The sequence below is a fragment of the Mycetocola reblochoni REB411 genome (assembly GCF_900163835.1).
GTDB lineage: Bacteria > Actinomycetota > Actinomycetes > Actinomycetales > Microbacteriaceae > Mycetocola_B > Mycetocola_B reblochoni.
Window position 1 is genome coordinate 188445 of sequence record NZ_FUKR01000022.1, and the last position, 25967, is coordinate 214411.

24 protein-coding genes are annotated in these 25967 nt (G+C 74.0%); 16 read left to right on the top strand and 8 right to left on the bottom strand.

Features of this window, described 5'->3' with window-relative positions; genetic code table 11:
• The first annotated feature begins 28 nt into the window (after positions 1 to 28).
• Positions 29 to 1003, top strand: coding sequence for a c-type cytochrome biogenesis protein CcsB (ccsB, locus tag FM119_RS04175; RefSeq protein ID WP_087136479.1), 975 nt, complete (start codon positions 29 to 31; stop codon positions 1001 to 1003).
• 69 nt (positions 1004 to 1072) lie between these two features.
• A complete protein-coding gene (locus FM119_RS04180) occupies positions 1073 to 1780 on the top strand; it encodes an HNH endonuclease family protein (RefSeq protein WP_087136422.1) in 708 nt (235 codons plus the stop codon).
• A gap of 19 nt (positions 1781 to 1799) precedes the next feature.
• On the opposite strand, the gene FM119_RS04185 is transcribed toward FM119_RS04180, so the two are convergent.
• The gene (locus FM119_RS04185) at positions 1800 to 2795 is read right to left on the bottom strand and encodes an o-succinylbenzoate synthase (RefSeq protein WP_087136423.1); all 996 of its coding nucleotides are present in this window, start codon (positions 2793 to 2795) and stop codon (positions 1800 to 1802) included.
• Positions 2796 to 2881: 86 nt separating this feature from the next.
• Between FM119_RS04185 and FM119_RS04190 the strand changes: the two genes are divergently transcribed.
• From FM119_RS04190 to FM119_RS04200, 3 genes are read left to right on the top strand one after another with little or no spacing between them, the layout of a single operon-like run.
• Positions 2882 to 3787: a 1,4-dihydroxy-2-naphthoyl-CoA synthase gene (locus FM119_RS04190; RefSeq protein ID WP_087136424.1), complete on the top strand. Its 906-nt coding sequence runs from the start codon at positions 2882 to 2884 to the stop codon at positions 3785 to 3787.
• Positions 3775 to 4953, top strand: coding sequence for an AMP-binding protein (locus FM119_RS04195; protein ID WP_245827253.1), 1179 nt, complete (start codon positions 3775 to 3777; stop codon positions 4951 to 4953). Before FM119_RS04190 ends, FM119_RS04195 begins: the two co-directional genes overlap by 13 nt.
• A gap of 35 nt (positions 4954 to 4988) precedes the next feature.
• Positions 4989 to 5975 (top strand): 1,4-dihydroxy-2-naphthoate polyprenyltransferase, encoded by a 987-nt coding sequence (locus FM119_RS04200; protein WP_276327859.1) that lies wholly within the window; start codon positions 4989 to 4991, stop codon positions 5973 to 5975.
• A 55-nt stretch (positions 5976 to 6030) separates the two neighbouring features.
• On the opposite strand, the gene FM119_RS04205 is transcribed toward FM119_RS04200, so the two are convergent.
• On the bottom strand, positions 6031 to 6360 hold the full coding sequence (locus FM119_RS04205; RefSeq protein WP_245827254.1) for a DUF4229 domain-containing protein: 330 nt from the start codon (positions 6358 to 6360) through the stop codon (positions 6031 to 6033).
• 72 nt (positions 6361 to 6432) lie between these two features.
• On the opposite strand from FM119_RS04205, the gene FM119_RS04210 reads away from it, so the two are divergent.
• From FM119_RS04210 to FM119_RS04220, 3 genes are all read left to right on the top strand, one after another.
• The gene (locus FM119_RS04210; protein WP_087136426.1) at positions 6433 to 6951 is read left to right on the top strand and encodes a PLDc N-terminal domain-containing protein; all 519 of its coding nucleotides are present in this window, start codon (positions 6433 to 6435) and stop codon (positions 6949 to 6951) included.
• Positions 6944 to 8614 carry a 2-succinyl-5-enolpyruvyl-6-hydroxy-3-cyclohexene-1-carboxylic-acid synthase gene (gene menD, locus FM119_RS04215; RefSeq protein ID WP_087136427.1) on the top strand — a complete coding sequence of 557 codons (1671 nt, stop codon included), beginning with the start codon at positions 6944 to 6946 and terminating at the stop codon, positions 8612 to 8614. Before FM119_RS04210 ends, menD begins: the two co-directional genes overlap by 8 nt.
• A 135-nt stretch (positions 8615 to 8749) precedes the next feature.
• Complete coding sequence (locus tag FM119_RS04220) at positions 8750 to 9634, top strand: PPK2 family polyphosphate kinase (RefSeq protein WP_087136428.1); 885 nt, start codon at positions 8750 to 8752, stop codon at positions 9632 to 9634.
• On the opposite strand, the gene FM119_RS04225 is transcribed toward FM119_RS04220, so the two are convergent.
• Positions 9631 to 10872, bottom strand: a complete 1242-nt coding sequence (locus FM119_RS04225; protein ID WP_245827256.1) for an isochorismate synthase — start codon at positions 10870 to 10872, stop codon at positions 9631 to 9633. The genes FM119_RS04220 and FM119_RS04225 overlap by 4 nt on opposite strands.
• Before the next feature lie 114 nt (positions 10873 to 10986).
• On the opposite strand from FM119_RS04225, the gene FM119_RS04230 reads away from it, so the two are divergent.
• From FM119_RS04230 to FM119_RS04255, 6 genes are all read left to right on the top strand, one after another.
• Positions 10987 to 11688, top strand: coding sequence for a demethylmenaquinone methyltransferase (locus tag FM119_RS04230; protein ID WP_087136429.1), 702 nt, complete (start codon positions 10987 to 10989; stop codon positions 11686 to 11688).
• Between the two features lie 55 nt (positions 11689 to 11743).
• Positions 11744 to 12796 carry a polyprenyl synthetase family protein gene (locus tag FM119_RS04235; RefSeq protein WP_087136430.1) on the top strand — a complete coding sequence of 351 codons (1053 nt, stop codon included), beginning with the start codon at positions 11744 to 11746 and terminating at the stop codon, positions 12794 to 12796.
• A gap of 65 nt (positions 12797 to 12861) precedes the next feature.
• Positions 12862 to 14214 carry an FAD-dependent oxidoreductase gene (locus tag FM119_RS04240; protein ID WP_087136431.1) on the top strand — a complete coding sequence of 451 codons (1353 nt, stop codon included), beginning with the start codon at positions 12862 to 12864 and terminating at the stop codon, positions 14212 to 14214.
• Positions 14215 to 14315: 101 nt separating this feature from the next.
• Positions 14316 to 15047 (top strand): class I SAM-dependent methyltransferase, encoded by a 732-nt coding sequence (locus tag FM119_RS04245; RefSeq protein WP_087136432.1) that lies wholly within the window; start codon positions 14316 to 14318, stop codon positions 15045 to 15047.
• Positions 15048 to 15110: 63 nt separating this feature from the next.
• Positions 15111 to 16118, top strand: a complete 1008-nt coding sequence (locus tag FM119_RS04250; protein WP_087136433.1) for an alpha/beta hydrolase — start codon at positions 15111 to 15113, stop codon at positions 16116 to 16118.
• A 93-nt stretch (positions 16119 to 16211) separates the two neighbouring features.
• Entirely contained in the window at positions 16212 to 17570 is a 1359-nt protein-coding gene (locus FM119_RS04255; RefSeq protein ID WP_087136434.1) for an O-acetylhomoserine aminocarboxypropyltransferase/cysteine synthase family protein, read from the top strand.
• A 121-nt stretch (positions 17571 to 17691) separates the two neighbouring features.
• On the opposite strand, the gene FM119_RS04260 is transcribed toward FM119_RS04255, so the two are convergent.
• Positions 17692 to 18222, bottom strand: coding sequence for an acyl-CoA dehydrogenase family protein (locus FM119_RS04260; protein ID WP_087136435.1), 531 nt, complete (start codon positions 18220 to 18222; stop codon positions 17692 to 17694).
• Between the two features lie 97 nt (positions 18223 to 18319).
• Here FM119_RS04260 and FM119_RS04265 point away from each other — a divergent pair, with 97 nt between their 5' ends.
• Both FM119_RS04265 and FM119_RS04270 read left to right on the top strand, forming a co-directional pair.
• On the top strand, positions 18320 to 20353 hold the full coding sequence (locus FM119_RS04265; protein WP_087136436.1) for a hypothetical protein: 2034 nt from the start codon (positions 18320 to 18322) through the stop codon (positions 20351 to 20353).
• Positions 20350 to 21612, top strand: a complete 1263-nt coding sequence (locus tag FM119_RS04270; protein WP_087136437.1) for an NtaA/DmoA family FMN-dependent monooxygenase — start codon at positions 20350 to 20352, stop codon at positions 21610 to 21612. Before FM119_RS04265 ends, FM119_RS04270 begins: the two co-directional genes overlap by 4 nt.
• Positions 21613 to 21693: 81 nt before the next feature.
• On the opposite strand, the gene FM119_RS04275 is transcribed toward FM119_RS04270, so the two are convergent.
• The 4 genes from FM119_RS04275 to FM119_RS04290 are packed head-to-tail and all read right to left on the bottom strand — an operon-like array spanning position 21694 to position 25962.
• Positions 21694 to 22437, bottom strand: a complete 744-nt coding sequence (locus FM119_RS04275) for an LLM class oxidoreductase (RefSeq protein ID WP_087136438.1) — start codon at positions 22435 to 22437, stop codon at positions 21694 to 21696.
• Positions 22434 to 23717 (bottom strand): LLM class flavin-dependent oxidoreductase, encoded by a 1284-nt coding sequence (locus FM119_RS04280; RefSeq protein ID WP_087136439.1) that lies wholly within the window; start codon positions 23715 to 23717, stop codon positions 22434 to 22436. Before FM119_RS04280 ends, FM119_RS04275 begins: the two co-directional genes overlap by 4 nt.
• On the bottom strand, positions 23717 to 24964 hold the full coding sequence (locus FM119_RS04285) for an acyl-CoA dehydrogenase family protein (protein ID WP_087136440.1): 1248 nt from the start codon (positions 24962 to 24964) through the stop codon (positions 23717 to 23719). The genes FM119_RS04280 and FM119_RS04285 overlap by 1 nt, the downstream gene beginning before the upstream one ends.
• Entirely contained in the window at positions 24961 to 25962 is a 1002-nt protein-coding gene (locus FM119_RS04290; protein ID WP_179205192.1) for a nucleoside hydrolase, read from the bottom strand. Before FM119_RS04290 ends, FM119_RS04285 begins: the two co-directional genes overlap by 4 nt.
• Positions 25963 to 25967: the final 5 nt, after the last annotated feature.

The window sequence follows — 25967 nt, forward strand, 5'->3', positions numbered from 1 at the left end:
CTTCTCCGTCGTGCTGCTGTGGTCGGCCATGGCGGTGTACGCGCTGGCCTTCATCGCCTTCGCGATGGACCTCGCCCGGCGCAGCGCCGACGCGGGCCGGGTGCGGGCGGGCGAGCCCGAGCTCGTCACCGCGTCCGCGGCCGGAACCGCCTCCGCGGCCGGAACCGCCTCCGCGGTCGGCGGCGTCGCACGCCCGCCGCGCGCCGCCCGACGGGGGAACACCGGCCCCGAGGTGACCGCGAGCCTCTCGCCGAGCCTGCGGGTCGGCGTGGTGCTCACCGTCCTCGGCTTCCTGCTGCACCTCGGCGCGACCGTGCTGCGCGGCGTCGACGCCGAACGCGTCCCGTGGGCGAACATGTACGAGTTCGCGATGACGGGCACCCTGATGATCGTCCTCGTGTTCCTCGTCGTCCTCACCCGCAGCGATCTGCGCTTCCTCGGCACCTTCGTGATCGGTCTGGTCCTCGTGCTGCTCGGCGCGAGCGCGGTCAACTTCTACGTCGAGGTCGTGCCGCTGCCCCCGGCGCTGCAGTCGGCGTGGCTCATCATCCACGTGTTCGTGGCGACGCTCGGCACCGCGTTCTTCGCGCTCGGCTTCGCCTTGAGCGCCCTGCAGCTCGTCCAGGACCGCAGGGAACGCTCGGACAAGCCCGTCGGTGAGCAGTGGCTGAAGTTCCTCGCCACCCTGCCGGGGTCCGAGCGGCTCGAGAACCTGGCCTACCGGGTGAACATCATCGGCTTCATCCTCTGGACCTTCACGCTCATCGCCGGCGCGATCTGGGCGGAGAAGGCCTGGGGCCGGTACTGGGGCTGGGACACCAAAGAGGTCTGGACCTTCATCATCTGGGTGCTGTACGCGGGGTACATCCACGCCCGCGCCACCAAGGGCTGGCGGGGGACCCGATCCGCGTGGCTGGCGATCGTCGGCTTCATCGCGGTGATCTTCAACTTCACGATCGTGAACATGTTCTTCGACGGTCTGCACTCCTACTCCGGCCTCTGACCCGTGGCGGCACGGGGCGCCTCGCGGCGGCGGACGTCGCGCCGCGGCGGCGTGACCGCAGGGTCGGCGATGGCGGCTCTCGTCGTCGCCGTGCTCCTGGCGGTGCTCGGGCCGCAGCTGGCGTCGGACGGCGACGGCACGACGGGCACGGGCGCGCCGGAGGTCACCCGCGTCACCGGTGAGGCCGCCGAGGTTCTGGAGACGATCCCCGTGAAGGGGCGAGCCCCGACGACCGGCTACGACCGGGTCGCCCGCTTCGGCGAGGCGTGGACGGACGTGGACGCCAACGGCTGCGACACCAGGAACGACATCCTGCTCCGCGACCTCGACGAGGTGCGCGTCGACGACCGCTGCCGCGTGCTCAGCGGGGTGCTGCACAGCCCCTACAGCGGCAAGGACGTGGCGTTCCGGCGTGGTGTCGACACCTCGGCCGAGGTGCAGATCGACCACGTCGTCGCCCTGCAGAACGCCTGGGTGACGGGGGCGCAGCAGCTCGACGACGACACCCGCACCCTGCTGGCCAACGACCCGCTCAACCTCATCGCCGCGGACGGCGCGTCGAACCAGCAGAAGTCGGCGTCCGACGCCGCCAGCTGGCTGCCGGCCGACCGCGGGTTCCGCTGTGCCTACGTGGCCAGGCAGATTGGCGTCAAGGCCGCACACGGTCTGTGGGTGACCCCGGCCGAGGGCGAGGCCATGAGGAGGGTGCTCTCCGCGTGCCCGGGACAGACGATCCCCGACGCCGAGGTGGCCGCCCGGCTGACGGCTGCGGGCTGACCGCGCCCGGCGCCGATCCTCACCCCACGTCCGTGCGCGCGGCGAGCAGCCCGGCACAGCGGCGCAGTCGCTCACGCCACCAGCGGGTGCGCTCCGGCGCGGCGGCGTGCCGGGCGAGCAGTTCCGCGTCGGGGACGACCCTCCGCACGGCGACGGCTCCGCCCCTGGCACGCAGCGGGTCGGCGGTCACGTCCGCCGCGAGCAGGGACGCCGTGCCGAGCCCGCACGCGAGCTGCTGGCCGGGCAGCGCGGCGGCCAGCCGCGCTCCGAGCGACAGTCCGACGCTCGTGTCGATCGCACTGGAGACCACGGCGGGCAGACCGAGTCGCTCGACGAGCGCGATCGCCCTCCGGGCGCCGCCGAGCGGCTGCGCCTTGATGACGATGACGTCCGCGGCGCCGGCCGCCACGACGCGCTCGGGGTCGGCGGCCCTGCGGATGCTCTCGTCGGCGGCGACGGCGACCCGGCCGTCCAGGCGTACCCGTAGCGCGGCCAGCTCATCGACGCCGGCGCAGGGCTGCTCGGCGTACTGGAGGCCGAACGGCTCCAGGGCGCGCAGCGCCGCGACCGCCTCGTCCACCGCCCAGCCGCCGTTCGCGTCGACGCGGATCATGCCCCCGTCGCCGAGGGCGGCACGCACGGCTGCAACGCGTGCGACGTCGTCGGACAGCGACTGACCCCGCTCGGCGACCTTCACCTTGACGGTCGTCGTCCCGTCGTAGCGCGCCAGCACGGCGGGGACCTCGTCGGCGTGCACCGCCGGAACCGTGGCGTTGACGGGGACGAAGTCCCTGAGCGGCTCCGGGCCGCGGGACCAGCCGTCCTCGACCGCGGCGGCCAGCCAGCTCGACGCCTCCGGGTCGGCGTACTCGACGAAGGGCGAGAACTCGCTCCATCCCTCCGGCCCCTCCAGCAGCACGGCCTCGCGCACCGTGATGCCCCTGAACCGGGTCACCAGGGGGAGGGCGACGACATGGCTGCGCTCGACGAGCTCGTCGGCGGACGGCAGCGGCACGGGGGAGTCAGGGGTCGGCACCCCTCCATTGTCGCGCCGCCAGGACGGGAGCACGAGCCGGACCGGACGGCTCGTAGACTTGGGCCATGAGCGTCTCCGAGATCTTCGACCCCGAGCAGTGGACGACGGCGGAGGGGGCCGGACCCCTGGAGGACATCACCTACCACCACGATCGAAGCGGACGCATCGCCCGGATCGCCTTCGACCGCCCCGAGGTGCGCAACGCCTTCCGCCCGCGCACGGTGGACGAGCTGTACCGCGCCCTGGAGGACGCCAGGGTCAACCCGCGCATCGGCGTCGTGCTGCTCACCGGCAACGGTCCGAGTCCGAAGGACGGCGGCTGGGCGTTCTGCTCCGGCGGCGACCAGCGCATCCGCGGCAGGGACGGCTACCAGTACTCGGACACCGACACCGCCGAGGGCGTCGACCGGGCGCGCTCGGGTCGGCTGCACATCCTCGAGGTGCAGCGGCTGATCCGTTTCATGCCGAAGGTCGTCATCGCCGTCGTGCCGGGCTGGGCGGCGGGGGGAGGGCACTCGCTCCACGTCGTCTGCGATCTCACCATCGCCAGCGAGGAGCACGGCAGGTTCAAGCAGACCGACGCCGACGTCGGCTCCTTCGACGGCGGCTACGGCAGCGCCTACTTCGCCCGGCAGGTCGGGCAGAAGGTGGGCAGGGAGGTGTTCTTCCTCGCCAGGGAGTACTCGGCCAGGCGGGCGTACGAGATGGGGGCGGTCAACGCGGTCGTCCCGCACGCCGAGCTGGAGGAGACCGCGCTGGACTGGGCGCGCACGATCCTCACCAAGTCGCCGACGGCGATCCGCATGCTCAAGTTCGCCTTCAACGCGGTCGACGACGGGATGGTCGGCCAGCAGGTCTTCGCCGGTGAGGCCACGCGGCTCGCCTACGGCACCGACGAGGCCGTGGAGGGGCGCGACTCGTTCCTGCAGAAGCGCGAGCCCGACTGGGCGCCGTACCCGTGGCAGTTCTAGACCCGCTCGGCGGCTCGCGACCGCTGGCCGAGGTCGCCGTCGGAGCGGACGACCACGCCCGGGTCTCGCGGCTGCTGGCGGTGGCGCTTGAGGGCACCGGTCCCGCGCTGCTTCCCCGAGCCGGAGAGGAGCAGGCGATGCCCGTCGCGGGTGCCCCCGTCGCGGGCGGCGTCGCCGATCGGATCGCGCTGGTCGTCGAGACCTCCGGCTCGACCGGGTACCCCAAGCGGGTCGCTCTCAGCGCCGGGGCGTTGCGAGCCTCGCACGCGGCGAGCGGGCGCGCGCTGGGAGGGCCGGGCCAGTGGCTGCTCGCTCTGCCTCCGCACTACATCGCCGGCGTCCAGGTGCTGATCCGCTCGCTCCTGGACGGCACCGAGGCGGTCGCGGCGCCGCAGGGCCCCTTCCGTCCCGACGGCTTCGTCGCGGCGGCCGCCCTGCTCGACCCCGGCGTCAGGCACTACACCTCGCTCGTTCCCGTCCAGCTCAGCCGTCTGCTCGACGACGAGGAGGGGGTCGCGGCTCTCACCCGCTTCGACGGCGTCGTCGTCGGGGGCCAGCGTCTGCCGCTGCCGCTCGCCGAGCGTGCGGCCGCTGTGGGCGTGCGGCTGCACCGCAGCTACGGCTCGAGCGAGACGGCGGGCGGCTGCGTGTACGACGGCGTCCCCTTCGACGGTGTCGAGCTCTCCGTGGCCGACGGCGAGGTCGCGGTCGGCGGCGCCGTGCTCGCCGAGGGATACCTCGGGGATCCCCGGCTCACGGCGGAGCGCTTCCGCGGCGAGGGCGCGCGGCGGCGATACCTGACCGGGGACACCGGATCGATCGAGGGCGGCGTGCTCGGCGTCTCCGGGCGCCGCGACCGCGTCCTCGTCTCCGGCGGGACGAACGTCTCGCTCGACCGGCTCGAGGCGGTCCTCCGCGACCGGCCCGGCTGGGACGGCGTCGTCGTGCTCGCCCGCGACGACGAGCAGTGGGGGCAGGTCCCCGTCGTCGTCGCTGCGGTCGACGTCGACCTCGCCGAGGCGCGGGCGATCGCTGCCCAGGCGATCGGCGTCGCGGCGCAGCCGGCCGCCGTCCGCCGTCTCGACACCGTGCCGATGACCGCGTCGGGCAAGCCCGACCGGGTCGCGATCGCGCGCCTGCTCGCCCCGGCCGGGCCCCGGCACTGACGGTAGGATCGGGCCTGAGAGCGGAAGGACGCCAGGTGGCCCCCAGACAACAACGACTCGACCCGGCGACGACGATCGCGGCGAACCGCCAACGGCGTGGACGCAGCGGGAACCCCGCGTACAGGGACACCCCGCCTCCGCGCACCGCGGGCTGGCGCGACTGGGTGGAGGGCGCGCGCATCCGCACCCTGCCGATGGCGCTCGCGCCCGTGCTCATCGGAACGGCCGCGGCGGTGCGCGCTGGGGACCCGGGGGAGTTCCACTGGGTGAGGGCACTGCTGTGCCTGGTCATCGCGGTGGCGCTGCAGATCGGCGTCAACTACGCCAACGACTACAGCGACGGCGTGCGCGGGACCGACGACGCCAGGGTCGGCCCCGGCCGTCTCGTCGGAGGCGGACTGGCCCCGGCGTCGGCGGTGCTGCGGGTGGCACTGGGCTTCTTCGGGCTCGCGGCTATCGCGGGCGTCGTCCTCACCGTCGTGACGGGGATCTGGTGGCTGCCGCTCGTCGGCGTGCTCGCGATCGTGGCCGCGTGGTTCTACACGGGCGGACGGCGTCCCTACGGCTACCTCGGCTTCGGCGAGGTCTTCGTCTTCCTGTTCTTCGGGCTCGTCGCCACGCTCGGCACGATGTACGCCCAGGTGGGGCTGCTCAGCCAGGAGGCCTGGATCGGCGCGATCGGCGGCGGGCTCATCGCCTGCGCCGCCCTCGAGATCAACAACATCCGCGACATCGAGCAGGACAGGGCGGCGGGCAAGCGCACGCTGAGCGTTCGCATCGGCCGGACGGCCAGCCTCGTGCTGTTCTGCCTGCAGCTGCTCGTTCCGTTCGCGCTCGCCGCGCTCCTGGCGATCTTCTATCCGCTCGCCTGGGGGGCGCTGTTCGGGCTGCTCATCGCCATCCCCGCCTGCCTCATCGCGGTCACGGCGACGACGCCGAAGGAGCTGATCCTCGTCCTCAAGCTGGTCGGCTTCGTGCAGATCGTGTTCAGCGTGCTGCTGTCGGCGGCGCTCGTGCTCTGAGCCGTCGGCGGCGCGGGGAGGTCGGTGCGCATCGACGCGCCCGTCTCGCGCGGGATCAGGAGCCGGACGCGGGCCCGCCCGCGGTTCCGTCGCCGCGACGCTCGGCGGCGGTGTCCGTCGCCGCCTCGTCGACGGCGGCGTCCTCCGCGTCCTCGTCCAGGTGGGGGCCCTCGTCGTCGACGCCGCGGCGCCTGCGGTCGATGGCGATCGCCACGCGGTCCCGGGAGCCGCGCAGGAACAGCAGCGACAGCACGAGCCCGATGATGGCCGCGTACAGGGCGGCGTACGGCCCCAGCACGCCGATGGCGAGGAAGATGACGAAGGGCACCACGAACACGGCGAGGCGCAGCGCGGTGTACAGGAGGACGGAACGCGTGGATGTCACGCCCGCCAGTCTACGGCCGCCGGCTGGGCGCCCGGCCCGGGTGCCGCCAGGGCGGCCGACTACCATGGAGGCATGCTTCGACTCCTCCTGATCGCGATCCCGATCCTGGTCGTCGTGACGATCTACGCCGTCGTCGACTGCGCGATGATCGCCAAGGGCCGGATCAGGGGCCTGTCGCGACCGGCATGGATCGTCCTGATCCTCATCCTGCCCCTCATCGGTCTCGTGCTGTGGTTCGTGATCGGTCGCGGCCCGGCCGGCCCGGTGGTGCGCCCGGCCTCGCCCGACGACGACCCGCTCTTCCTCAGCGACCTGGACAGGGCCGATCAGGACGAGCGCATCCGTGAGCTGGAGGAGCAGCTCCTCGCCATCGACGAGGAGGAGCGTCGCGACGCGACACGACGGCAGGACCCCTCCGGCGGTCCGGACGCCGCCGGGCGCGCGCCATCCAGTGACGGCGCGGCGGACGCCGCTGACGCGACGCCGGGCGAGGGCGTGCCGGAGCCGAACGACGACGTCGAGGACCCGTCGGCGGACCGCCGCAGCGGGCCCGAGCGCGACGACGACGGCACGGGCTCGGCGCGTGGCTGAGGCGGCGGGCTCGACAGCCCGCGCCGTCGCCCTGCTCGACGCCGTCGCCGCCGTCGGCGTCAGGCACGTGGTTTTGGCCCCCGGGTCGCGCTCGCAGGCGCTCGCCTTCGCCGCCGCGGCGGCCGAGCGGTCGGGGACGCTCCGTCTGCACGTCAGGCTCGACGAGCGCGGGGCGGGCTTCTTCGCCCTGGGGATCGGACGTGAGACCGGGGTCCCCGCCCTCGTCGTCGTCACCAGCGGCACGGCGGTGGCCAACCTGCATCCCGCGGTCCTCGAGGCCCACCACGCCAGGGTGCCGCTTCTGCTCGCCACCGCCGACCGGCCGGAGGAACTGCACGGTGTGCGCGCCAACCAGACGACGCGACAGGACGGCGTGTTCGGCGCGGTGCTCAGGGACAGCGTCGACCTCGGCGCGGATACCGCCGTCGACGCGGACCGGATCGCCGCGGCCGTCGCCGCGAGCAGGGGCGGCGCCGGCGGGGGCAGCGGCCCGGTGCAGCTCAACGTCGCCTTCAGGGATCCGCTGTCGTCGGCCCTGCCCGAGCCGTTCGCCCTCGCCGCCGGTCCTGCGCCGGAGCTGCGGGCACCGTCCTCGCGCCCGCGGCTGGACCTGGTGCAGGGGCCGCGCACCGTCGTCGTCGCCGGAGCGGACGCCGGACCCCTGGCGGAGGAGATCGCCCACCTCGGCGGCTGGCCGCTGCTGGCGGAGGTCAGCTCGGGCGCGAGGTTCGGCCGGAACGTCGTCGTCAACTACCGTGAGCTGCTCGCGGACCCCCGGCTCGGCGGACGCGTCGAACGCGTCGTCGTCCTCGGCCACCCGACGCTCAGCAGGGAGGTGCCCGCGCTGCTCGGCAGGGCAGGCGTCGAGGTGATCGTCGTCGATCCGGACGGGCACGAGACCGTGGCAGGACGCACCGGTTCCGCGACGGTCGTCGCGGGTGTCGACGTCGTCGGGGGGCAGGCCGACAGAGAGTGGTTGGGCGGCTGGCTGCGGGCGTCCCGTGCCTGGCTCGACGCGCACGACACCTCGGTCGCGCCCGACCCCGAGGCGGCGAACTCGCACGACCCCGCGGTCAGGCTCGCCCACGTCAAGCGTGAGTTCGCCCAGGTCAGGGCCGCGGTCGACAGGGAGATGCTCGTCGAGTCGGTCTGGCGGGTCAGCTGGCCGCACGACCGGATCCTGTTCGGGGCGTCGCGGCTCATCCGCGTCGCCGACGCGACCCTGCCGGGCAAGCGTATCCCCGTCCACGCCAACAGGGGGCTGGCGGGCATCGACGGCACCGTCGCGACGGGTCTCGGCATCGCGGCGGCCGTCGCGGCCGCGCAGGGGCACGGGATGACGCGGGTGGTGCTCGGCGACCTCGCGCTGCTGCACGACGCGGGCTCGCTGCTCCGGGTCGACGTGGAGGACCCCGCGCGCATCCAGGTCATCGTCGGCGACGACGGCGGCGGCACGATCTTCGACGGCCTCGAGGCCGCGTCGGTGGGGACGCGCGCGGACAGGGATCGCGTGCTGTTCACGCCGCAGTCCGTGGACATGGAGGCACTCGCGCGCGCCTACGGCTGGGAGTTCCGCACCGCGGCGACCCGTGGCTCCCTGGAGCAGGCTCTCACGCAGGCGGCTGAGCGGCCTGTCCTCATCCGCGTTCCGCTCGAGCGCTGAGCGCTGGACCTTGAGCGCTGGACCTTGAGCGCTGAACGCTGAGCGACCCCGGCCGCCCCGTGGACTCCGCCCGTCCCGGTCGGCGCGCCGAGCCGAGGGATCGACACCCGATCCCGGCGGCAGCACAATGACGGGATGAGCGAAAAGACCGACCCCGCCGCCGCCATCGCCTCCGCCGTGACGGTGGGCGCGGACGCGCGACTGCCACTCATCGACCCCCGGTCCACTCCCGGCTTCGACGGCGGAAAGGCCGAGGGCGAGGAGCTCCTCGCCCGTGACGCCGCCCGGCTCGACGGGCTGCAGGAACGCCTGTTCGCCTCGGGCTTCGCCGGGACGACGGACGCGGCGGTGCTTCTGGTGATCCAGGGGATGGACACAGCGGGCAAGGGCGGCATCGTCCGCCACGTCGTCGGGGCCGTCGACCCGCAGGGCGTGCGGATCCGCGCCTTCAAGGCGCCCACGCCCGAGGAGGCCGCCCACGACTTCCTCTGGCGCATCGAACGCGAACTGCCGGAGCCGGGGATGATCGGGGTCTTCGACCGTTCCCACTACGAGGACGTGCTCGCCGCTCGGGTGCGCGGCCTGGCCGCGCCGGACGAGATCGAGCGGCGCTACGACGCGATCGTCGAGGCGGAGCGGGCCTGGGCGGAGCGGGGCATCCGCATCGTCAAGGTCATGCTGCACATCTCGCCGGAGGAGCAGCACGCCCGGCTCTCCTCACGCCTGGACCGACCGGACAAGCGGTGGAAGTTCAGCCCGGCCGACATTGACGACCGGCTGCTGTGGCCGTCGTACCAGGACGCCTACCAGCGGGTGCTCGCGCGGACCGCGGCCGAGCCGTGGGCGGTCGTCCCCGCGGACCGCAAGTGGTACGCGCGGCTGGCCGTTCAGAGTCTGCTGCTGCGCGCACTGGAGGGGATCGCGCCGGTCTGGCCGCTCCCTGCCTACGACGTCGACGAGCAGCGCCACCGCCTCGCGGGTGCCGTCGAGGTGGGAACGGCCGAGGGGGAGCGCGCCTAGCCGAAGGCCTCGATGATGGGCCTGAGCTTCATCCGGGTCTCGGCGAGCTCCGCGTCCGGGTCGGACGCCGCGACGATCCCCGCACCGGCCGAGGCGGTGATGGCGCCGTCGGCACCGAGCTGCGCGCAGCGGAGGGCGATCGCCCACTCGCCCTCGCCCCCGGCGCCGACCCAGCCGACCGGTCCGGCGAAGCGGCCCCTGTCGAAGCCCTCCAGCTCGTGGATGGTCGCGAGCGCGTCGGCCCGGGGGGTGCCGGCGACCGCGGCGGTGGGGTGCAGCGCGCCGAGCAGGTCGAGGCTTCCGGAGCCGTCACCGATCCGGCCGGTGATGTCGGTCGCCAGATGCCAGAGGTTGGGCAGCTTGAGCGCGAAGACGCCCTCGCCCGTGGTCAGCTCCTCGCCGTGCGGAGCCAGCGCCGCGAGGGCGCTGCGGACGGCGAAGTCGTGCTCGCTGGTGTTCTTCGGGCTCGTGCGGAGCCCGTCGGCCGCGGCCCTGTCCGCGTCCGCGTCGGCGCCCCTGGCCGCGCTTCCGGCGAGGACGCGGGTGCTGACCCGCCCGTCGACGACGCGGACGAGGGTCTCCGGGCTGGCGCCGAGCATGCCGTCGACGGCGAAGGTCCAGCACTCGGGGTAGCTGAGGGCCAGGTCGCCGAGCGCGCGACGCAGGTCCGCGCCGGCGGGCAGCCTGCCGTGCACCTGGCGGGCGAGGACGACCTTGTCGAGTCCACCCTCGGCGATGCGCCTGACGCCCTCGGCGACGGCGGCGCGGTAGCCGTCGGGTCCCGGGGTGCCGGGGAGGAAGCCGATGCGGTACTCGGGGCCGATCGCGCGGGGCTGCAGCTCGGGGGAGCCGTCGGCCGCGTCCCCGAGCCGGATGCGGGTGACCCACGTCCGGCCCTCCGCCGTCCCGACGATCAGGCGGGGGACGATGAGGACGCTGCGCTCGGCCGAGGAGTCGTCGAAGGCGAAGGTGCCGAAGGCGACAAGTCCCGTGCCCGGCAGCCCGACCTCGTCGGTGACGTCGGCCGCCGCGGTGATCGCGGCCCAGTCCCTCGCGGCGTCGGCGAAGCGGGTCGGGCCGGAGTACTCCAGGCGGAGGACCTCGCCGACGCCGGCGAGGCCGCGGTCGCGCCGCTGCCAGAGCAGGGGGCGGCGGGCATCGAGGAGGGGGATGAGTCGGCGGGTGCCGTCGTGCTCGAGGGTCTCGACGGTCAGCGTCGCCGGGGCGGAGGTTGACACCAGGACAGCCTACGCCCGCCGCGGCTGCGTCCGGCCCGCGAGCCCGCCGAGCGTCCCCGGTGATTCGCGCTCCGCGGGGCCTGCGATGCCGGTCCCCGCGCCTAGACTGAGGGAATGAGCAAAGCGGATCTCTCCAAGAAGCCGGCCCAGGTCGCCGAGATGTTCGACCAGGTCGCACCCCGGTACGACAGGACGAACACGGTGATGAGCCTGGGAAACGATCTGCTCTGGCGTGTGGCGACGACCCGCGCCGTCGACCCGAAGCCGGGCGACAGGGTGCTCGACCTCGCGGCGGGGACGGGCGTGTCCAGCGCGGCCCTGGCCCGCTCGGGTGCCGAGGTCGTCGCCGCGGACTTCTCTCCCGGCATGCTCGCCGTGGCCCGCTCGCGCTTCGGCACGGTGCGCAACATGAGCTTCGCGGAGGCCGACGCCACCGCGCTCCCGTTCGCCGACGACGAGTTCGACGCGGTCACGATCTCGTTCGGGCTGCGCAACGTCGTCGACCCGAAGAAGGCGCTGCGGGAGCTGCTGCGGGTGACCAGGCCGGGCGGGCGGATCGTGATCTGCGAGTTCTCGACGCCGCCGAACCGGCTCTGGCGGGCCGTCTACAACCTCTACCTGCGCCGGGTGTCGCCCCTGCTGGTGCGGCTGTCCAGCTCGAACCCCGACGCCTACGACTACCTCAACGACTCGATCAGCGCCTGGCCCAACCAGGCGCACCTGGCCGGGTGGCTGCGCGAGGCGGGCTGGCACGACGTCGAGCACCGCAACCTGACCGGGGGGATCGTCGCACTTCACCGCGGCGTCGCGCCGTGAGCGGCCCGTCCCGACGGGGGCTGATCGGCCGCGCGCGGCAGGCTAGGCTGGTCGGGTGAACTCGAGCGTACGTCGACACGGGACGTCCCTGTCCCGGCAGCTGGGCCTGACGGAGCGCCTGCTGGCGTCCCCCGCGACCAAACGGCTGATCGCGGCGGTCGACGACGGCCTCGACCGGCTCGAGGCCGAACTGGTCACCTCCCTCCGCTCGACCGACGCCCTCGTCGACTCGACGAGCCGCTACCTGCTTGAGGCGGGCGGCAAACGCGTCCGCCCGATGCTGCTCTTCCTGACCGCCCAGCTCGGCGACGGCACCACGACCGAGGTGATCGATGCCGCGCAGGGTATCGAGATCACCCACCTCGGATCGCTGTATCACGACGACGTCATGGACGAGTCGGACCGCCGCCGCGGTGTGCCGAGCGCACACAGGGTGTGGGGCAACTCGGTCGCGATCCTCGCCGGCGACCTCCTCTTCTCCAAGGCGAGCCAGCTCATGTCCGCTCTGGGCGACAGGGCGAGCGCCCTCCAGTCGGAGACCTTCGAGCGGCTCGTGCTCGGACAGCTCCACGAGACGGTCGGCCCCGCCGAGGGCGAGGACCGTGAGCAGCACTACATCCAGGTCCTCGCCGACAAGACCGGCTCCCTCATCGCCGCCGCGGCCCGTGCGGGCGTGATCTTCTCGAACGCGCCGCGCGAGTTCGAGACCCCCGTGCTCGAGTACGGCGAGCGGATCGGCATCGCGTTCCAGCTCGCCGACGACGTGCTCGACCTCTCCGCCGACCCCGCGGTGACGGGGAAGGTCCCGGGAACGGATCTGCGTGCGGGGGTGGACACGCTGCCGACGATCAGGCTCAGGCGCCTGGCCGACGCGGGCGACGCCGACGCGGCGGCGCTCGTGGCACGGATCGACGACGCCGACGCGGACGACGCGGCCTTCGCCGACACGGTCGCGGTCCTGCGCGACCACGAGGTCACCCGCTCGGCGCTCGCCGACGCGCGGCGCTGGTCGGACGAGGCCGTCCGCGCGCTCGACCCGCTGCCGGCGGGGGCCGTCAAGGACGCCCTGGTCCGCTTCGCCGGGACCATCGTTGACCGCTCCAGCTGAGCGGACCCCTGCGGCCCCGGCCGCGTCACGAGCATGAGGCGGGCGCGCCCCGCGGAGGAGGACGAATGTCACAGCTGAGGATCGCCATCGTCGGGGCCGGACCCGCGGGGATCTACGCCGCCGATCTGCTGCTCAAGGCCGAGCGCGACGTCGACGTATCCATCGACCTGTTCGAGCGCCTTCCCGCGCCCTACGGGCTCGTGCGCTACGGGGTCGCCCCCGACCACCCCCGCATCAAGGGCATCATCACGGCGCTCAGGGACGTACTCGACCGGGGCGACGTGCGCATCTTCGGGAACGTGAACATCGGCACCGACATCACCGTCGAGGAGCTGCGGGACTACTACCACGCGGTGATCTTCGCCACGGGGGCCGTGAGGGACGCCGCGCTTCCGGTCCCGGGGCTGGAGCTCGAGGGGTCGTACGGTGCGGCCGACTTCGTCAGCTGGTTCGACGGGCACCCCGACGTGCCGCGCGACTGGCCGCTGGAGGCGGAGCAGATCGCCGTCATCGGCAACGGCAATGTCGCGCTCGACGTCGCGCGCATCCTCGTCAAGCACCCCGAGGACCTGGCGAGCACGGAGATCCCCGCCAACGTGGCGGAGGGGCTGGCGTCGTCCCCGGTGACGGACGTGCACGTGTTCGGGCGTCGCGGCCCGCACCAGGTCAAGTTCACGCCGCTGGAGCTGCGCGAGCTCGGCGAGCTGCGCGACGTCGACATGATCCTCGACGAGGCCGACTTCCCCGACGCGGAGACGACGGCCGCGCTGGTCGCGGGTAACAAGCAGATCATGGTCATCGACCGGGTGCTGCGCTCCTGGCGGGAGCGCGAGACCGGGCAGGCGTCGCGGCGGCTGCACCTGCACTTCTGGGCGAAGCCCCTGGAGTTCGTCGGTGACGAGGCCGGTCGTGTCCGCGCCCTGCGCTACGAGCGCACCGCCCCGCTGCCGGACGGTACGGTCGTCGGAACCGGCGAGGTCAGGGAGCTCCCCGTCCAGGCGGCATACCGCGCCGTCGGCTACTACGGCTCGCCCATCGACGGCGTGCCCTTCGACGAGGCGCGCGGCGTCATCCCGAACGAGGGCGGACGGGTCTCGGTCGACGGCGTGCAGATCCCTGGCGTCTACGCGACCGGCTGGATCAAGCGCGGACCGGTCGGCCTGATCGGCCACACCAAGTCGGACGCGATGGAGACCGTGTCCAACCTCCTCGCCGACGGCGAGCTGTGGTGGACGCCGGAGCACCCGGAGGAGTCGGCGATCACCGCCCTCCTCGACGAGCGGGCGGTCGCGTACACCGACCTCGACGGGTGGCACCGGCTGGACGAGCACGAGATCGGCCTCGGGGCGGGGGAGCGCGCGAGGGTCAAGGTCGTTCCCCGCGACGAGATGATCCGCATCTCGCGCGGCGAGGGCTAGGCGGCGAGCAACAGGTCCTGGCCCCGTTCCCGCCGGTTGCGGTCCTGCGCACCCGCGGGGCGAAGCCGGGGGCGCCGCCTCCACCGGCGTAGCGTGGGGGAATGACTGACGACTCGCGGAGCAGACGGGCGGCGTCCTTCGGCTCCGCCGCCGAGGCCTACGAGCGCGGACGACCCGGCTACCCCGAGCGGGTCGTCGACTGGCTCGTCCCCGACGGCGCCCGCTGCGTCGTCGACATCGGGGCAGGGACGGGAAAGCTCACCCGCCAGCTCCTCGGCAGGGCGGAGCGCGTGATCGCCGTCGAGCCGTCGACCGGAATGCTCGACGTCCTCCGTGCACGGGTTCCCGGAGCGGCCGCGGTCGAGGGCTCGGCCGAGGCCGTCCCCCTCGGCGAGGGCAACGCCGACGCAGTCCTCTTCGCCCAGTCGTGGCACTGGGCCGACCCCGTGGCGGCGTCGAGCGAGGCGGCACGGCTGCTCCGGCGCGGCGGCACCCTGGGACTCGTGTGGAACTTCCGCGATGCGCGCGTGCCCTGGGTGGCGGCGCTCGACGCGATCCTCGAGGAGGGCAGCACGGAGGCAACCGTCGGACGGCCCCGACCCGGCGGCCGCTTCGGCCGCGTCGAACGACTCGAGCACGAGTGGACCGACGTGCTCCCGCGAGACGCCGTGGTCGACATGGTGCTCTCTCGAAGCTTCATGATCACGGCGGACGAGGGCAGACGTCGGCGCGTGCTCGCCGAGCTCGACACGCTGCTCGACGGACACGGCGACACGGTCCTGGTGCCGTACACGACCGTCGCCTACCGGGCGCGGCGGACGGACCGGCCCTAACCGCGGGGACACACCGAAGCGGAGACGCCCCGACCGGCCGGCGGCCGCGGCTAGGCTGATCGCATGACCACAGCGGACTGGCGCCCCGACATCCTCGGGGCCCCGTTCGAGCAGCGCGAGCTGCCGCTCGGCACCGACGCGGAGGGGCCGGTCGGAGCCACCCTCGTCCGGATCGCGCCGTCCTTCGCCAGGGGCGTCCGACGCGCCCTGACCGCCTCGGAGCTCGCCGACGTCGACGTCCTCTACCTGCACGGCTGGTCCGACTACTTCTTCCAGCGGGAGCTGGCGATGTGGTGGGAGGCCCGCGGCGCGCGGTTCTTCGCCCTGGACCTGCGCAAGTACGGTCGCAGCCTGCGGCCGGGGCAGTCGCCCGGCTTCGTCGACGACCTGCACGTCTACGACGAGGACATCGAGGCGGCGCTCCGGGTCATCGACGAGAGCACACGGCGGCCGAGGCGCCTCGTCGTCTTCGGCCACTCCACCGGTGGCCTCACCGCGAGCCTGTGGGCCTCGCGCAACCAGGACCGCGTCGCCGCGCTCGTGCTCAACTCGCCCTGGCTCGAACTGCAGACCGGGGGGACGGGCAGGGAGGCGCTCGCGCCGCTCATCGCCGTCGGTGCGAAGATCGCCCCGGCGAGCGTCATGCCGAACATCGACTTCGGCTACTACTCCCGGGCCGTCAGCCGCAGCGGAGGCGGCGAGTGGGACGTGAACCCCGAGTGGCGCCCCGCGCGGGGGTTCCCCGTGCGTCCGGCCTGGCTGCAGGCGGTCATCAGCGCCCACGAGCTCGTCGCCTCGGGACTGGGGCTGCGGATGCCGGTGCTCACGCTGCTGTCGGCCCGGTCGACGATCGCGATCAACTGGTCGGAGGAGATGCGCCGAAGCGACAGCGTCCTCGTCGTCGAGAACATCGCCGCACGCGCGGTCAAGCTCGGCTCCTCCGTCACGGTCGAGCGCATCGAGGGGGCGCTGCACGACGTCATGCTGTCAGCGCCGGACGCCCGCGCCCTCGCGTGCTCGCGGATCGCCCGCTGGTCGCGCGGCGCGCTCGCCGCCGCGCCCGAGGCGTGAGGCCGGTCCTCCCCATCCGACCGGCGCGCCTTCGTGACCCCGCGTGACGGACGGGGCTGCGCACGGCCGTTCGCAGCCCCTAGTGTCGTGCCCGTGACTGATGGCCCGCACCCTCCCCGCCCGACCCACGAGGTCGTCCCGCCCGAGTACGACTGGGACGGCTACGGCTTCGACACCAGGCAGGTGCACGCGGGCGAGGTCGAGGACCCCGCCTACGGCGCGCGCACCGCCCCTGTCTACCTCAGCGCCGCGTTCCGCTTCGACTCCTTCGAGGAGAGCACACGCCGCTTCGGCGGACAGGACCAGGGGCAGATCTACTCACGTAACCTCAACCCGACCAACGGCGTCGCCGAGCGCCGGGTCGCCTCGCTCGAGAACGGGGCGGGAGCGATCGCCGTGGCCTCGGGTCAGGCGGCGATCAGCGCCGCGCTCCTGGCGATCGTCGGGCACGGCGAGCGGTTCGTCTCGACGGCGAGCATCTACAGCGGCACGCGGATCCTGTTCGAGCGCTCCTTCGGCCGTTTCGGCGTCGGCGTCGACTACGTGTGGGACCCCGACGACGAGGGCGAGTGGGAGCGGGCGATCGGCCCGGACACGAAGGCCATCTTCACCGAGACGATCCCCAACCCCAAGAACGACGTCGTCGACATCCCCGCCGTTGCGAGGATCGCCGCGCGTCACGGGATCCCCCTCATCGTCGACAACACGATCGGCACGCCCGCGCTCATCCGCCCGCTCGACCACGGCGCCCACGTCGTCGTCCACTCGGGGACGAAGTTCCTCACCGGGCACGGGGCGGCGATCTCCGGTGTCATCGTCGACGGGGGGACCTTCGACTGGGCGTCGGCTGGCCGTCGCTACCCCGGCATCACGGAGAGGCCGGCGCCGGGGACGCCGTCCGTGCTGGAGCTCTCCGGCCGCCACGCCTACGAGGCGTTCGTCCGCGCGGGAATCGTCAACGACCTGGGCCCCGCGCTCTCGCCCGTGCACGCGTTCCTCCTCCAGCAGGGCGTCGAGACGCTGTCGCTGCGTGTGGAGAGGCACGTCGACAACTCGCTCGCGATCGCCCGGTGGCTGGCGGAGCACCCGCTCATCGAGAGCGTCGACTACGCGGGGCTTCCCGGGCACCCGCAGCACGCCGTCGCCGAACGGCTGCTCGGCGGCCGCTCCGGCTCCGTGTTCGCCGCGACGGTGACCGGAGGAGCCGAGGCCGCCGCGGTCCTTATCGACAGCCTCCGGGTGTTCAGCCGGATGACCAACATCGGCGACGTCAGGTCGATGGTGCTGCACCCGGCGACCACGACGCACCTGTCGTTCGCCCCGGAGCTGAGGGAGCGGCTCGGCATCACGGACGGACTGGTCCGGCTGTCCGTCGGGATCGAGACCGTCGACGACCTCATCGCCGACCTGGACGCGGGGCTCGCCGCCGTCGGACGCCACCTCGGCCGCTGACCCGGCCCACCGGCGCCGGTCGATGACGCCAGCGTCGCGCTGGCGCTGGCATGGGCACTGGCACCGGTCGACGACACTGATCGACAACGCCCGGCGTCTCCGCCGGGCGGGGCGGATCCGCTCAGACCCCCGGCGCGACCCGGAGCGTCAGGGCGGCGATGCCGCCGGCCGCCTCCGCGGCGTGCTGGCGGCGCCAGAGGCCGTCCAGCCCCTGCCCGGCGAGGGTGGCCGAGGCGCCGACCGTGTCGAACACGCTCCTGATGCTCAGCCGTGACAGCTCCGCGAGGCCGACGACGGCAGCCGCCGCCGACTCCTCGTCCAGCTCGCCGCGCTCCGCCCGGAGGCGCAGCGCCTCCGCGGTGGCCGAGGACACGGTCGCCCGTCCCCTGGCGGCGCCGAGGACGCGCCGGAACTGCTCGTCGTCGATCGCGAGCGGCGCGTTGCCGTGCCACTGCCGCCTGCTCCGCGCGGCGGTGATCCGCTCGCCGAGCTCGGCCGTCTCCTCCGCGAGCGCGGCGAAGCCGAGCGCAGCGGCCAGGAGGGCGTCGACACCGGCCGTGTTCCCCACTGAGCGGGAGTCCGACGACGGGGCGGTCGGTGCCGTGCCGGTCGGAGCCGAGGGGGCTGACGTGCGGGCGGCCTCGGTCGGCATGGGCTCTCCTCATCGGGTGGACGGCGGCCGCTCCGGCCGACGTCACTCAGCTTAATCTGGCGGCACCGGCGGGATCCCCGTCGTTACGCTGAACGACATGACCTCCCCTGAACGCGGACGTCTCGCCTGGGCCGAGACCGCGCCGGGCGTTCCCGAGCTCCTTGCGGCGATCCGCCGGGCGAGCGTCGAGGACGCCCCCGCCGTGCCCGCGAGATTCATCGACGGACTCCGCTCGAGCGGCTTCGGCCGACTGCGGCTGCCGGTCGAGGACGGTGGTCTTGGCGGCGACGTCGTCGACCTCGTCGACGCGATCGTCGCGGTCGCCTCCGCCGACCCCAGCCTCGCGCAGAGCTGGCGCACCCACGTCCTGGCGACCGAGCGGCACGTCAGCTCGCCGCAGGGGGAGCGCCGCGAGCGCTGGCTCGGCAGGATCGCCGGGGGAGCGATGCTCGGCGGCGGCTGGACGGAGGCCGACGGCTCGGGGACGAGCGTGTTCACCACGCGACTGCGCAGCGACGAGTCCGGTCTCACCCTCAGCGGACGCAAGTTCTACTCGACGGGCAGCCGGTACGCCGACTGGCTGGAATACAGCGCCGTCGACGAGGCGGGGGAGCTGGTCATCGCCGCGATCCGGGCCGACAACCCCGGGCTGACGCTTCTCGACGACTGGACGGGTTTCGGCCAGCGCGCCACGGCGAGCGGGACGACGATCCTCGACGGTGCGGTCGTCGACCCGGGCGACGTGGCCCCCTTCGACAGCCAGCACCTCGGCATCGCCGGCTGGCAGCAGCTCATCCTGCTCGCCGTGCTCGCCGGCATCGCCGAGGGCGCCCGGATCGCCGCGGCCGAGCTGGTGTCGCTCGTGGACAGGGCGCACGGCTCGTCGCCGGTGGCGGTGCTGGAGGGCTACGCACGGATCAGCTCCGCCGCTGCCGCCAGCCGTGAGCTGCTTCGCGCTGTCGCGCGTCGTGCCGACGACGCGCACCGAGCCATCGTCGACGGCGACGGCTCCGCCGCCGAGCTCGCCGACGCGGCCGAGGCGGCTGCCTTCCGCGCGCAGGCGGTCATCGTGGACCAGGTCGTCGACGCCGCCGACCTGCTCATGCGCCTACCGGCCGAGCTCGCCGATCCGGCCGAGGGCGAGCGGCTGCGGCGCGTGCTGGCGCTCGACCGCTTCTGGCGCAACGCCAGGACCGTGGGAACGCACAACCCCGTGCTGCACCGGCTGAGGGGCGTCGCCGAGCGCGAGCTCTACGGCCTGCCGCGCATCGGCGACCCCGAGCAGCGGCTGCAGGCCCAGCGCGACGCGATCGCGGCGCGGGCCGAGGCGGAGGAGCTCACGGTCGTGCGCATCCCCGCGCCTCTCAGCGCCGCGCTCGCCGCCGACCGCGACGCCCTGCGCCGTGTGGCGACGGCGTTCGCCGACCGCAGGGGCGCGCTGTTCCAGTTCGACGAGGCCGAGGACGGTCACTTCGACGCCGGTGTCGCCATCGCCGGCTGGCTGCACCTGTTCCCCCGCAGCTGGTTCGCGGTCGGAGTGGCGGAACCGGAGGCCGCAGGCCATCCGTACAACGTGGCCAGGCGCATCGCCAGCCTCGAACGGCTCTCCGGCGGGCGCCTCGCCTGGGTGTGGCAGCGGCCCGCCACCGGCGAGCGCGACGCCGACCGGCAGCGCGTCGTCCAGCAGCTGCTGCGCAGCTGGCCCGAGGAGACGATCGCCGCTGACAGGGGCGCCCCCGCCTTCGCCGAGACCGAGCCGATCCGGAGGATCGGCGCCGACGGCGTCCACCGGGTGGCTGGCCCGCTCAACGTCCCGAGCAGTCCGCAGCACCTGCCCGTCATCGTCGGGCACGACGGGGACGCCGCCGACCCGCAGCGGCACGTGGACCTGGTCGTCGACGGCGAGCGGTGGCTGCTCCCCGGCTCCGACGAGCACGCCCTGGCACTGGCCAGGACGGTCCGTGCGACCACGGTCGGGGAGCTCGTCGCCGCGGCCGAGCGGCTGCCCCGCGAGGACGCCCCGGACGCGGGAACTCTCCGGGCGCGGCTGCGACTGCCCTTCCCCACCATCGCGGAGCTGCCCGGTGCCTCGGCGCGGTTCCCCTCAGGCAGCGAGACGGAGAGCTCATGACCCCGACGACCCCTGCGGGGCGGCTGATGACGGTCAACGTCAACGTCCTCGGCGTCGGCCAGCGGCCGGCGGCCTGGCGCTCGCCCGACATCGCGCCGGACGCCATCGTCGACCGCGCCCACTGGGAGGAGGTCGCCCGAATCGCCGAGCGGGGTCTCATCGACGCGCTCTTCCTCGCCGACCGGCCCGCGATCACCGATCCGCGCAGCCGACCGGTGCAGTACCTCGACCCGACCGTTCTGGTGCCGGCGATGGCCGCCGTCACCGACGGCCTCGGCTTCGTCGCGACGTCGTCGACGACGCTCAACGACCCCGTGGAGCTGGCCAGGCGGCTGTGGGCGCTGCACACGGCGACCTCGGGGCGCTTCGCCTGGAACGCCGTGACCACCTGGGACGTCGAGGCGGTGCGCAATTTCGGTGTCGAGGAGCTGCCGGAGCGTTCCGTCCGCTACGCCAGGGCCGAGGAGTTCGTCACCGTCGTCCGCTCGCTCTGGGACACGGCGGGCACGGACGCGGTCGTCGACCACGAGGGCTCGATCAGCGTGCATGCCGGGCTCGGAATGGACAGGCTCGTCGACGGCAGGCCGGCGATCGTCCAGGCGGGCGGCTCGGAGCCGGGCTGGCGCCTGGCCGGGCTCGTCGCCGACGGCGTCTACTCGGTCGACCAGGACCCGGTCGCCGCGGCGGCGCACCGTGACACCATCAGGGGCTACGCCGTCGAGGCGGGTCGCCCCGCCGACGCGGTGCGGGTGTTCCCCGGCCTCGCCATCGTCATCGGGAGCACCGAGCGCGAGGCGTGGGAGCGCTTCGACCACTGGGAGCATCTGGCCCCGGCCCGCTACAGCCTCAACGCGCTGGCCAATGCGCTCGGCACCGACCTCGTCGACGTGGACCTGGACGCGCCGGTGCCCGAGAGCGTGCTGCGCGACGCGGAGCGGCGCGACGCCGGCTGGTCGGCGGCGTACCGCCGGGTGCTCATCGAGCGGATCCGCACGGAGCAGCCCAGCGTGCGCCGCCTGCTCCGCGACTTCGGCGGCTACGGCCAGCGTTTCCTCGCCGGGACGCCGGAGCAGATCGCCGACTCCATGGAGTCCTGGTTCCGGTCAGGGGCGGCCGACGGCTTCAACATCATGCTCGACCTGTTCCCCTCCGGCCTCAGCGACTTCGTCGACCACGTCGTCCCCGAGCTGCAGCGCAGGGGTCTGTTCCGCAGGGAGTATGGCGCTCGCTCGGTGCTGGAGCGTTTCGCGGGGGAGTGAGCGCGGTCGGCGGGACACGAACGGCCCCGCCGGCCGCTAGCCGCCAACCGCCGGCGAGTGACCGCCGACCGCTGAGCGCGCTCAGACCTGCTCGGCCGACCCCGCCCCGTCGAAGGCGGGCACGCCCTCGGCGACGGGCACGGAGGCGCCCAGCCCGAGCACGCGCCGCGCCGACCGTGCGGGACCGGAGCCGTCGCGCGCCGGGCGGCCGCGCCGCCAGAGCGGGATCGAGCCCAGATCGAGGACCAGCTCGACCCCGTCGCCCGCGTCCGCGGCGGTGGGCTCGGCAGCGGCGGGCCCACCACCGGCACCGCGGCCGGGGGAGACGAGCAGCGTCGGTGGGGTGTCGTCGGCGGCGACGGGGACGGTCAGCGGGCCCCCGATCGGTGAGGAGGGGTGGACGATGCGCCGGATCCGGGAGGCGTCGACGTAGACGCCCGCCTCCACATCGGCGACCACGCTGTCGAGCGGCCAGCTCTCCCAGAGCCGCGCCAGCACGCCGAGCAGCGCCGGGTCTTGCGCCGCGACGCCGATCCGGCGGTCGTGCAGCAGGGCGAGCGTCGCCACCGCCCTGGCGACGTTGATCGGGTGCTGCTGCCCTCCCACGACGGGGACGACCACCACCCGGCGCGTCAGGGCGAGCAGGAACCCCGCCGCCGCGGTCCGGTCGGGGCCCGTGCCCCCGTCGGCGGCGCCGAGCACGAGCACATCGGCGGCGGCGTCCAGCTCGGCGCCGAGGGCCCTCCGCGCGGACACCGGACCGGAGGCATCGACGGCGAGGGAGGCGAGCTCCCCGTCGTCGATGCGCAGGATCGTGGTCGTCATCGTCTGGCCTCCCTCATCCGCCGGGCGAAGGGGGCACCCGGTGCGTCCGCGAGCAGTCCCCTGGCGCGCAGCACGGGCGTGACGTGGTCGGCGAACTCCCTGAGCCCCCAGGGGTTGGTGTCGAAGAGCAGGTTGAAGCCGTCGGCGGCGCCGCTGTCCAGCCACTCGGTCATGATGTCGGCCAGGCGCTCCGGCGTCCCGACGAAGAGCTGGTGTCCGAACCCGGCGAAGTACCGCAGAAGCTGGCGCACGCTCAGCCCGCCCGCGGCCCCGTAGGCGGCGATCGCCGTGCGGAACCCGACCGGTGTCGCCTCCGGATCGGTCGCCAGGCGCGCCAGCTCCTCCTCGGCCGGGGCGTCCAGGTCGAGCCGGGAGCCGTCGATGCCGAACATCGCGGAGAACCGCCGCAGCAGGTTGCCCTCGGGCCCGCGCTCGTGGATGAGGGTGAACCGTTCCTCCGCCTCCGCCTCCGTCGAGCCGACGACGAGGTGGATGCCCGGCAGGATGAGCGGGGCGGGGCGACCGAGCGCGGCCGCGCGGCGGCGCAGGTCCTCCGCGTTGGCGAGGGCGCCGGCGTGCACCGTCTCGGCCGCGAACACCGCCTCCGCGCTCCGGGCGGCGAGCGCACGGCCGCGCGGGGAGCCCCCCGCCTGGACGACGAGTGGGGCCGCGTCCGGGAGCAGCGCGCGAACGGCCGGGTCGACGCCGAGCCGGTCGCGGGGGATCCGTGCGGCGAAGAGCGGGCCGTCGTGGCGGTAGTCGGTGTCGTCGCGGACGGCGGCGAGGAACGCGGCGACGGCGTCGACGAACTCCTCCGCCCGGGCGTAGCGGTCGTCGCGCCCCGGAGGGGCGGTGAAGCCGAAGTCGGCGACGGCGGGGCCGGTGACGCCCGTGACGACGTTCCAGCCGAAACGCCCTCCGCTGAACGCGCCGAAGGACAGCAGCCGCCGGCTCAGCTCCACCGGGTCGGTCGTGCTCGTCGAGACCGTGGCGATCGCGCCGAGGTGCTCCGTCTCGGCCGCCACGACCGCGAGCGCGGCGAGCGGTTCGAGCTGGCGCATCGGCCGGATCGCGGGGTTCGAGGACAGGCCGGGGGTGTCGGCGAGGAACACGGCATCGAGCCCCGCGCGCTCAGCCGTCCGTGCGGTGTCCCGCCAGAACTCGGCGCGGAACGGGCGGAGCGGGTCCTCGCCGGGTGCGCGCCACGCCCCCGCGTCGGTGCCGTAGTCGTAGACGTTCGCACCGAGGACGAGCGTCCGGCGGTCGGTGGGGCGTCCCATCAGGCGCCGTCCTTCCTCGTTCCCACGTACCAGATCTCCGGCAGCGTGCCGCCGCGCAGCGCACGGTCGCCCAGCGCCCTCGCCTTGAGATGGACGGGGTTGTGATTGCTCAGGGTCCTGGCGTTGCGCCAGTGCCGGTCGAGGCCGAGCCGTGCGTCGACGAGCGAGCCGCCGCCGATCTCGAAGACCGACTGCGCCGCCTGCAGGGTGAGCGCGGGAACGAGCAGCTGTGCGCGAGTGACCGCGAGGTGGCCGTCGAGGGTCTGCTCCGCGGCGGGGCGGTCGAGGTCGGCGGCGAGCAGGCGCGCGGCCTCCCGCACGGACACGACGGCGGCCTGGGCGAGCCCCTCGAGCGTGCCGACGCGCTCCTGGATCTGGGGGTCGTCGGCGGGGACGGCCGTCGAGGCGTGGCTGAAGCCCCGGCGGCGTCCGTTCAGCCAGCCGACCGCGTCGTCCCTCACCCGCAGCGCGATCCCCGCGAGCGTGGCCAGGTGGGTGAGCTGCAGGACGGCGTCGTGGTTGCCGAGCCGGTCGCTCGCCGAGCCCTCGCCGAGGTCGACGGCGTCCTCCGCGACGGCGACGTCGGTGAACCGTGCCGTCCCCGAGGTCGTCAGCCGCTGGCCGACGCCGTCCCAGTCGTCCGCGAGCTCGACGCCGGGCGAATCCACCCTGACGGTCGCGACCCGGTGTCGGCCGTCCTCGTCCGAGGCGAGGACCCTCACCCAGTCGGCGAAGCCGGTCCCCGTCGCGTAACCTTTGACCCCGGTCAGCCGCCAGCCGCCGGAGGCGTCGCGCACGAGGCTGGTGCCCACGCTCCCCGACGCGCCGTCGCCGGTCTCCGTCGTCGCGCCGGCGACGAGCTCGCCCGCGGCGATCCGCTCCGCCCACGGGGTGTCTTCCCCGCGGGCCAGGGCCCGTGCGGTGCGGTCGCTCAGCGTCAGGTGGGTGCGCAGCGCCTGGGTCGCGTTCGAGTCGGCCCGTGCGAGCAGGATCTGCAGCTCGACCAGGCCGGGGTAGTCCAGTCCCGCACCGCCGGCGGAGCGGGGCAGCCGCGCCGCGGTGACGCCGAGCAGCGCCAGCTCCCTCACGTCAGCGCGCAGGCCGTGCTCGGGGTCGCCGTCGTGGTCGCGTGCGGGGGCGTTCCGCGCGATCCGCGCGACGACCTCGTCCGCCAGCCGCGCCGTGTCCTCGTCGAGCCCGAGCGCGGCGAGGCCGAGGGGCGCGATCGGGTCGCCGTCGCGGCTCACCCGCGCGCCCCCTCACGGCCGAAGGCCAGCGCATGCACGAAGCGCCGGCGGAACGCCGGCAGGTCCACGGCGGTGACGGCGCGGACGCTCGGCCCCTCCGGCGTGCCGAAGACGAGGGGGAGGCCGGCGCTGGTCAGGGCGACGCGCGTCGCAAGCGAGCCGGCGGCAGGGGTGAAGTCAACGGGGCCCTCCACCCAGCCGGTGACGATCTCCGGCCGGTGCAGGATCACCGAGGCGAGCCCGTCGTGCGCGGCCGAGATCCGCCTGCCCCACTTGTACTGGTAGAAGTCGTTGTAGGCGTCGAGGATCGTCCCGGCGAACACCGCCTCCGGTCGGTCCGAGCCCAGCAGGAGCGCGGTGACGTCCTCCTCGAGCAGCGCCGTCGAGGTCACGTTGACCCCGACCATGACGACGTTGCCCGCGTTCGGTGCGCGGAACACCCGTTCGGCGGCGGCCCGGTCGTTGTGCGTGTTCGCGTCGGTGACCGTCGCCTCGCCCGGCGCCGGGTAGGGCCCCGCACCGCCCATGATGACCACGGACCGGAACTTGAGGAACAGCTCGGGGTCCTTCTCCAGTGCGAGCGCGATGTTCGTCAGCGGCCCGAGCGGGTGCAGGTCGATGCGGCCGGGGTGCTCGTTGGCGATGCGGACGAGGTAGTCGGCCGCATCCTCATCGGCGAGCCTGGCCTCGGCACGGTCGAGGCCGCGGTCGCCGAGGCCGTCGTGCCCGTGCACGAACCAGGCGATCGAGGGCTCTCCTTCGAGCGGGGCGGCTGCCCCGCCGTGGACGGGGATGTCCTCCCGTCCCGTCAGCCGGAGCACCGTCTGGACGTTGCGCGCCGAGTCCTCGACGCTGCAGTTGCCGTAGACGGTCGTGATGCCGAGGATCTGCACGTCCGGCTGGGCGAGCAGATACAGCAGCGAGTGCGCGTCGTCGATGCCGGTGTCGGTGTCGACGACGACCCACTGCGCGTCGGGGTCGAGCGGGGGAGTGGTCACCGGGG

Excerpts from the sequence above, each read along its gene's own strand:
- FM119_RS04190 (WP_087136424.1), top strand. The coding sequence starts at position 2,882 with ATGAGCGTCTCCGAGATCTTCGACCCCGAGCAGTGGACGACGGCGGAG.
- FM119_RS04270 (WP_087136437.1), top strand. The coding sequence starts at position 20,350 with ATGACCCCGACGACCCCTGCGGGGCGGCTGATGACGGTCAACGTCAAC.
- FM119_RS04245 (WP_087136432.1), top strand. The coding sequence starts at position 14,316 with ATGACTGACGACTCGCGGAGCAGACGGGCGGCGTCCTTCGGCTCCGCC.
- ccsB (WP_087136479.1), top strand. The coding sequence starts at position 29 with ATGGCGGTGTACGCGCTGGCCTTCATCGCCTTCGCGATGGACCTCGCC.
- FM119_RS04240 (WP_087136431.1), top strand. The coding sequence starts at position 12,862 with ATGTCACAGCTGAGGATCGCCATCGTCGGGGCCGGACCCGCGGGGATC.
- FM119_RS04280 (WP_087136439.1), bottom strand. The coding sequence starts at position 23,717 with ATGGGACGCCCCACCGACCGCCGGACGCTCGTCCTCGGTGCGAACGTC.
- FM119_RS04180 (WP_087136422.1), top strand. The coding sequence starts at position 1,073 with ATGGCGGCTCTCGTCGTCGCCGTGCTCCTGGCGGTGCTCGGGCCGCAG.
- FM119_RS04220 (WP_087136428.1), top strand. The coding sequence starts at position 8,750 with ATGAGCGAAAAGACCGACCCCGCCGCCGCCATCGCCTCCGCCGTGACG.
- FM119_RS04260 (WP_087136435.1), bottom strand. The coding sequence starts at position 18,222 with ATGCCGACCGAGGCCGCCCGCACGTCAGCCCCCTCGGCTCCGACCGGC.
- FM119_RS04230 (WP_087136429.1), top strand. The coding sequence starts at position 10,987 with ATGAGCAAAGCGGATCTCTCCAAGAAGCCGGCCCAGGTCGCCGAGATG.
- FM119_RS04250 (WP_087136433.1), top strand. The coding sequence starts at position 15,111 with ATGACCACAGCGGACTGGCGCCCCGACATCCTCGGGGCCCCGTTCGAG.
- FM119_RS04265 (WP_087136436.1), top strand. The coding sequence starts at position 18,320 with ATGACCTCCCCTGAACGCGGACGTCTCGCCTGGGCCGAGACCGCGCCG.
- FM119_RS04275 (WP_087136438.1), bottom strand. The coding sequence starts at position 22,437 with ATGACGACCACGATCCTGCGCATCGACGACGGGGAGCTCGCCTCCCTC.
- FM119_RS04210 (WP_087136426.1), top strand. The coding sequence starts at position 6,433 with ATGCTTCGACTCCTCCTGATCGCGATCCCGATCCTGGTCGTCGTGACG.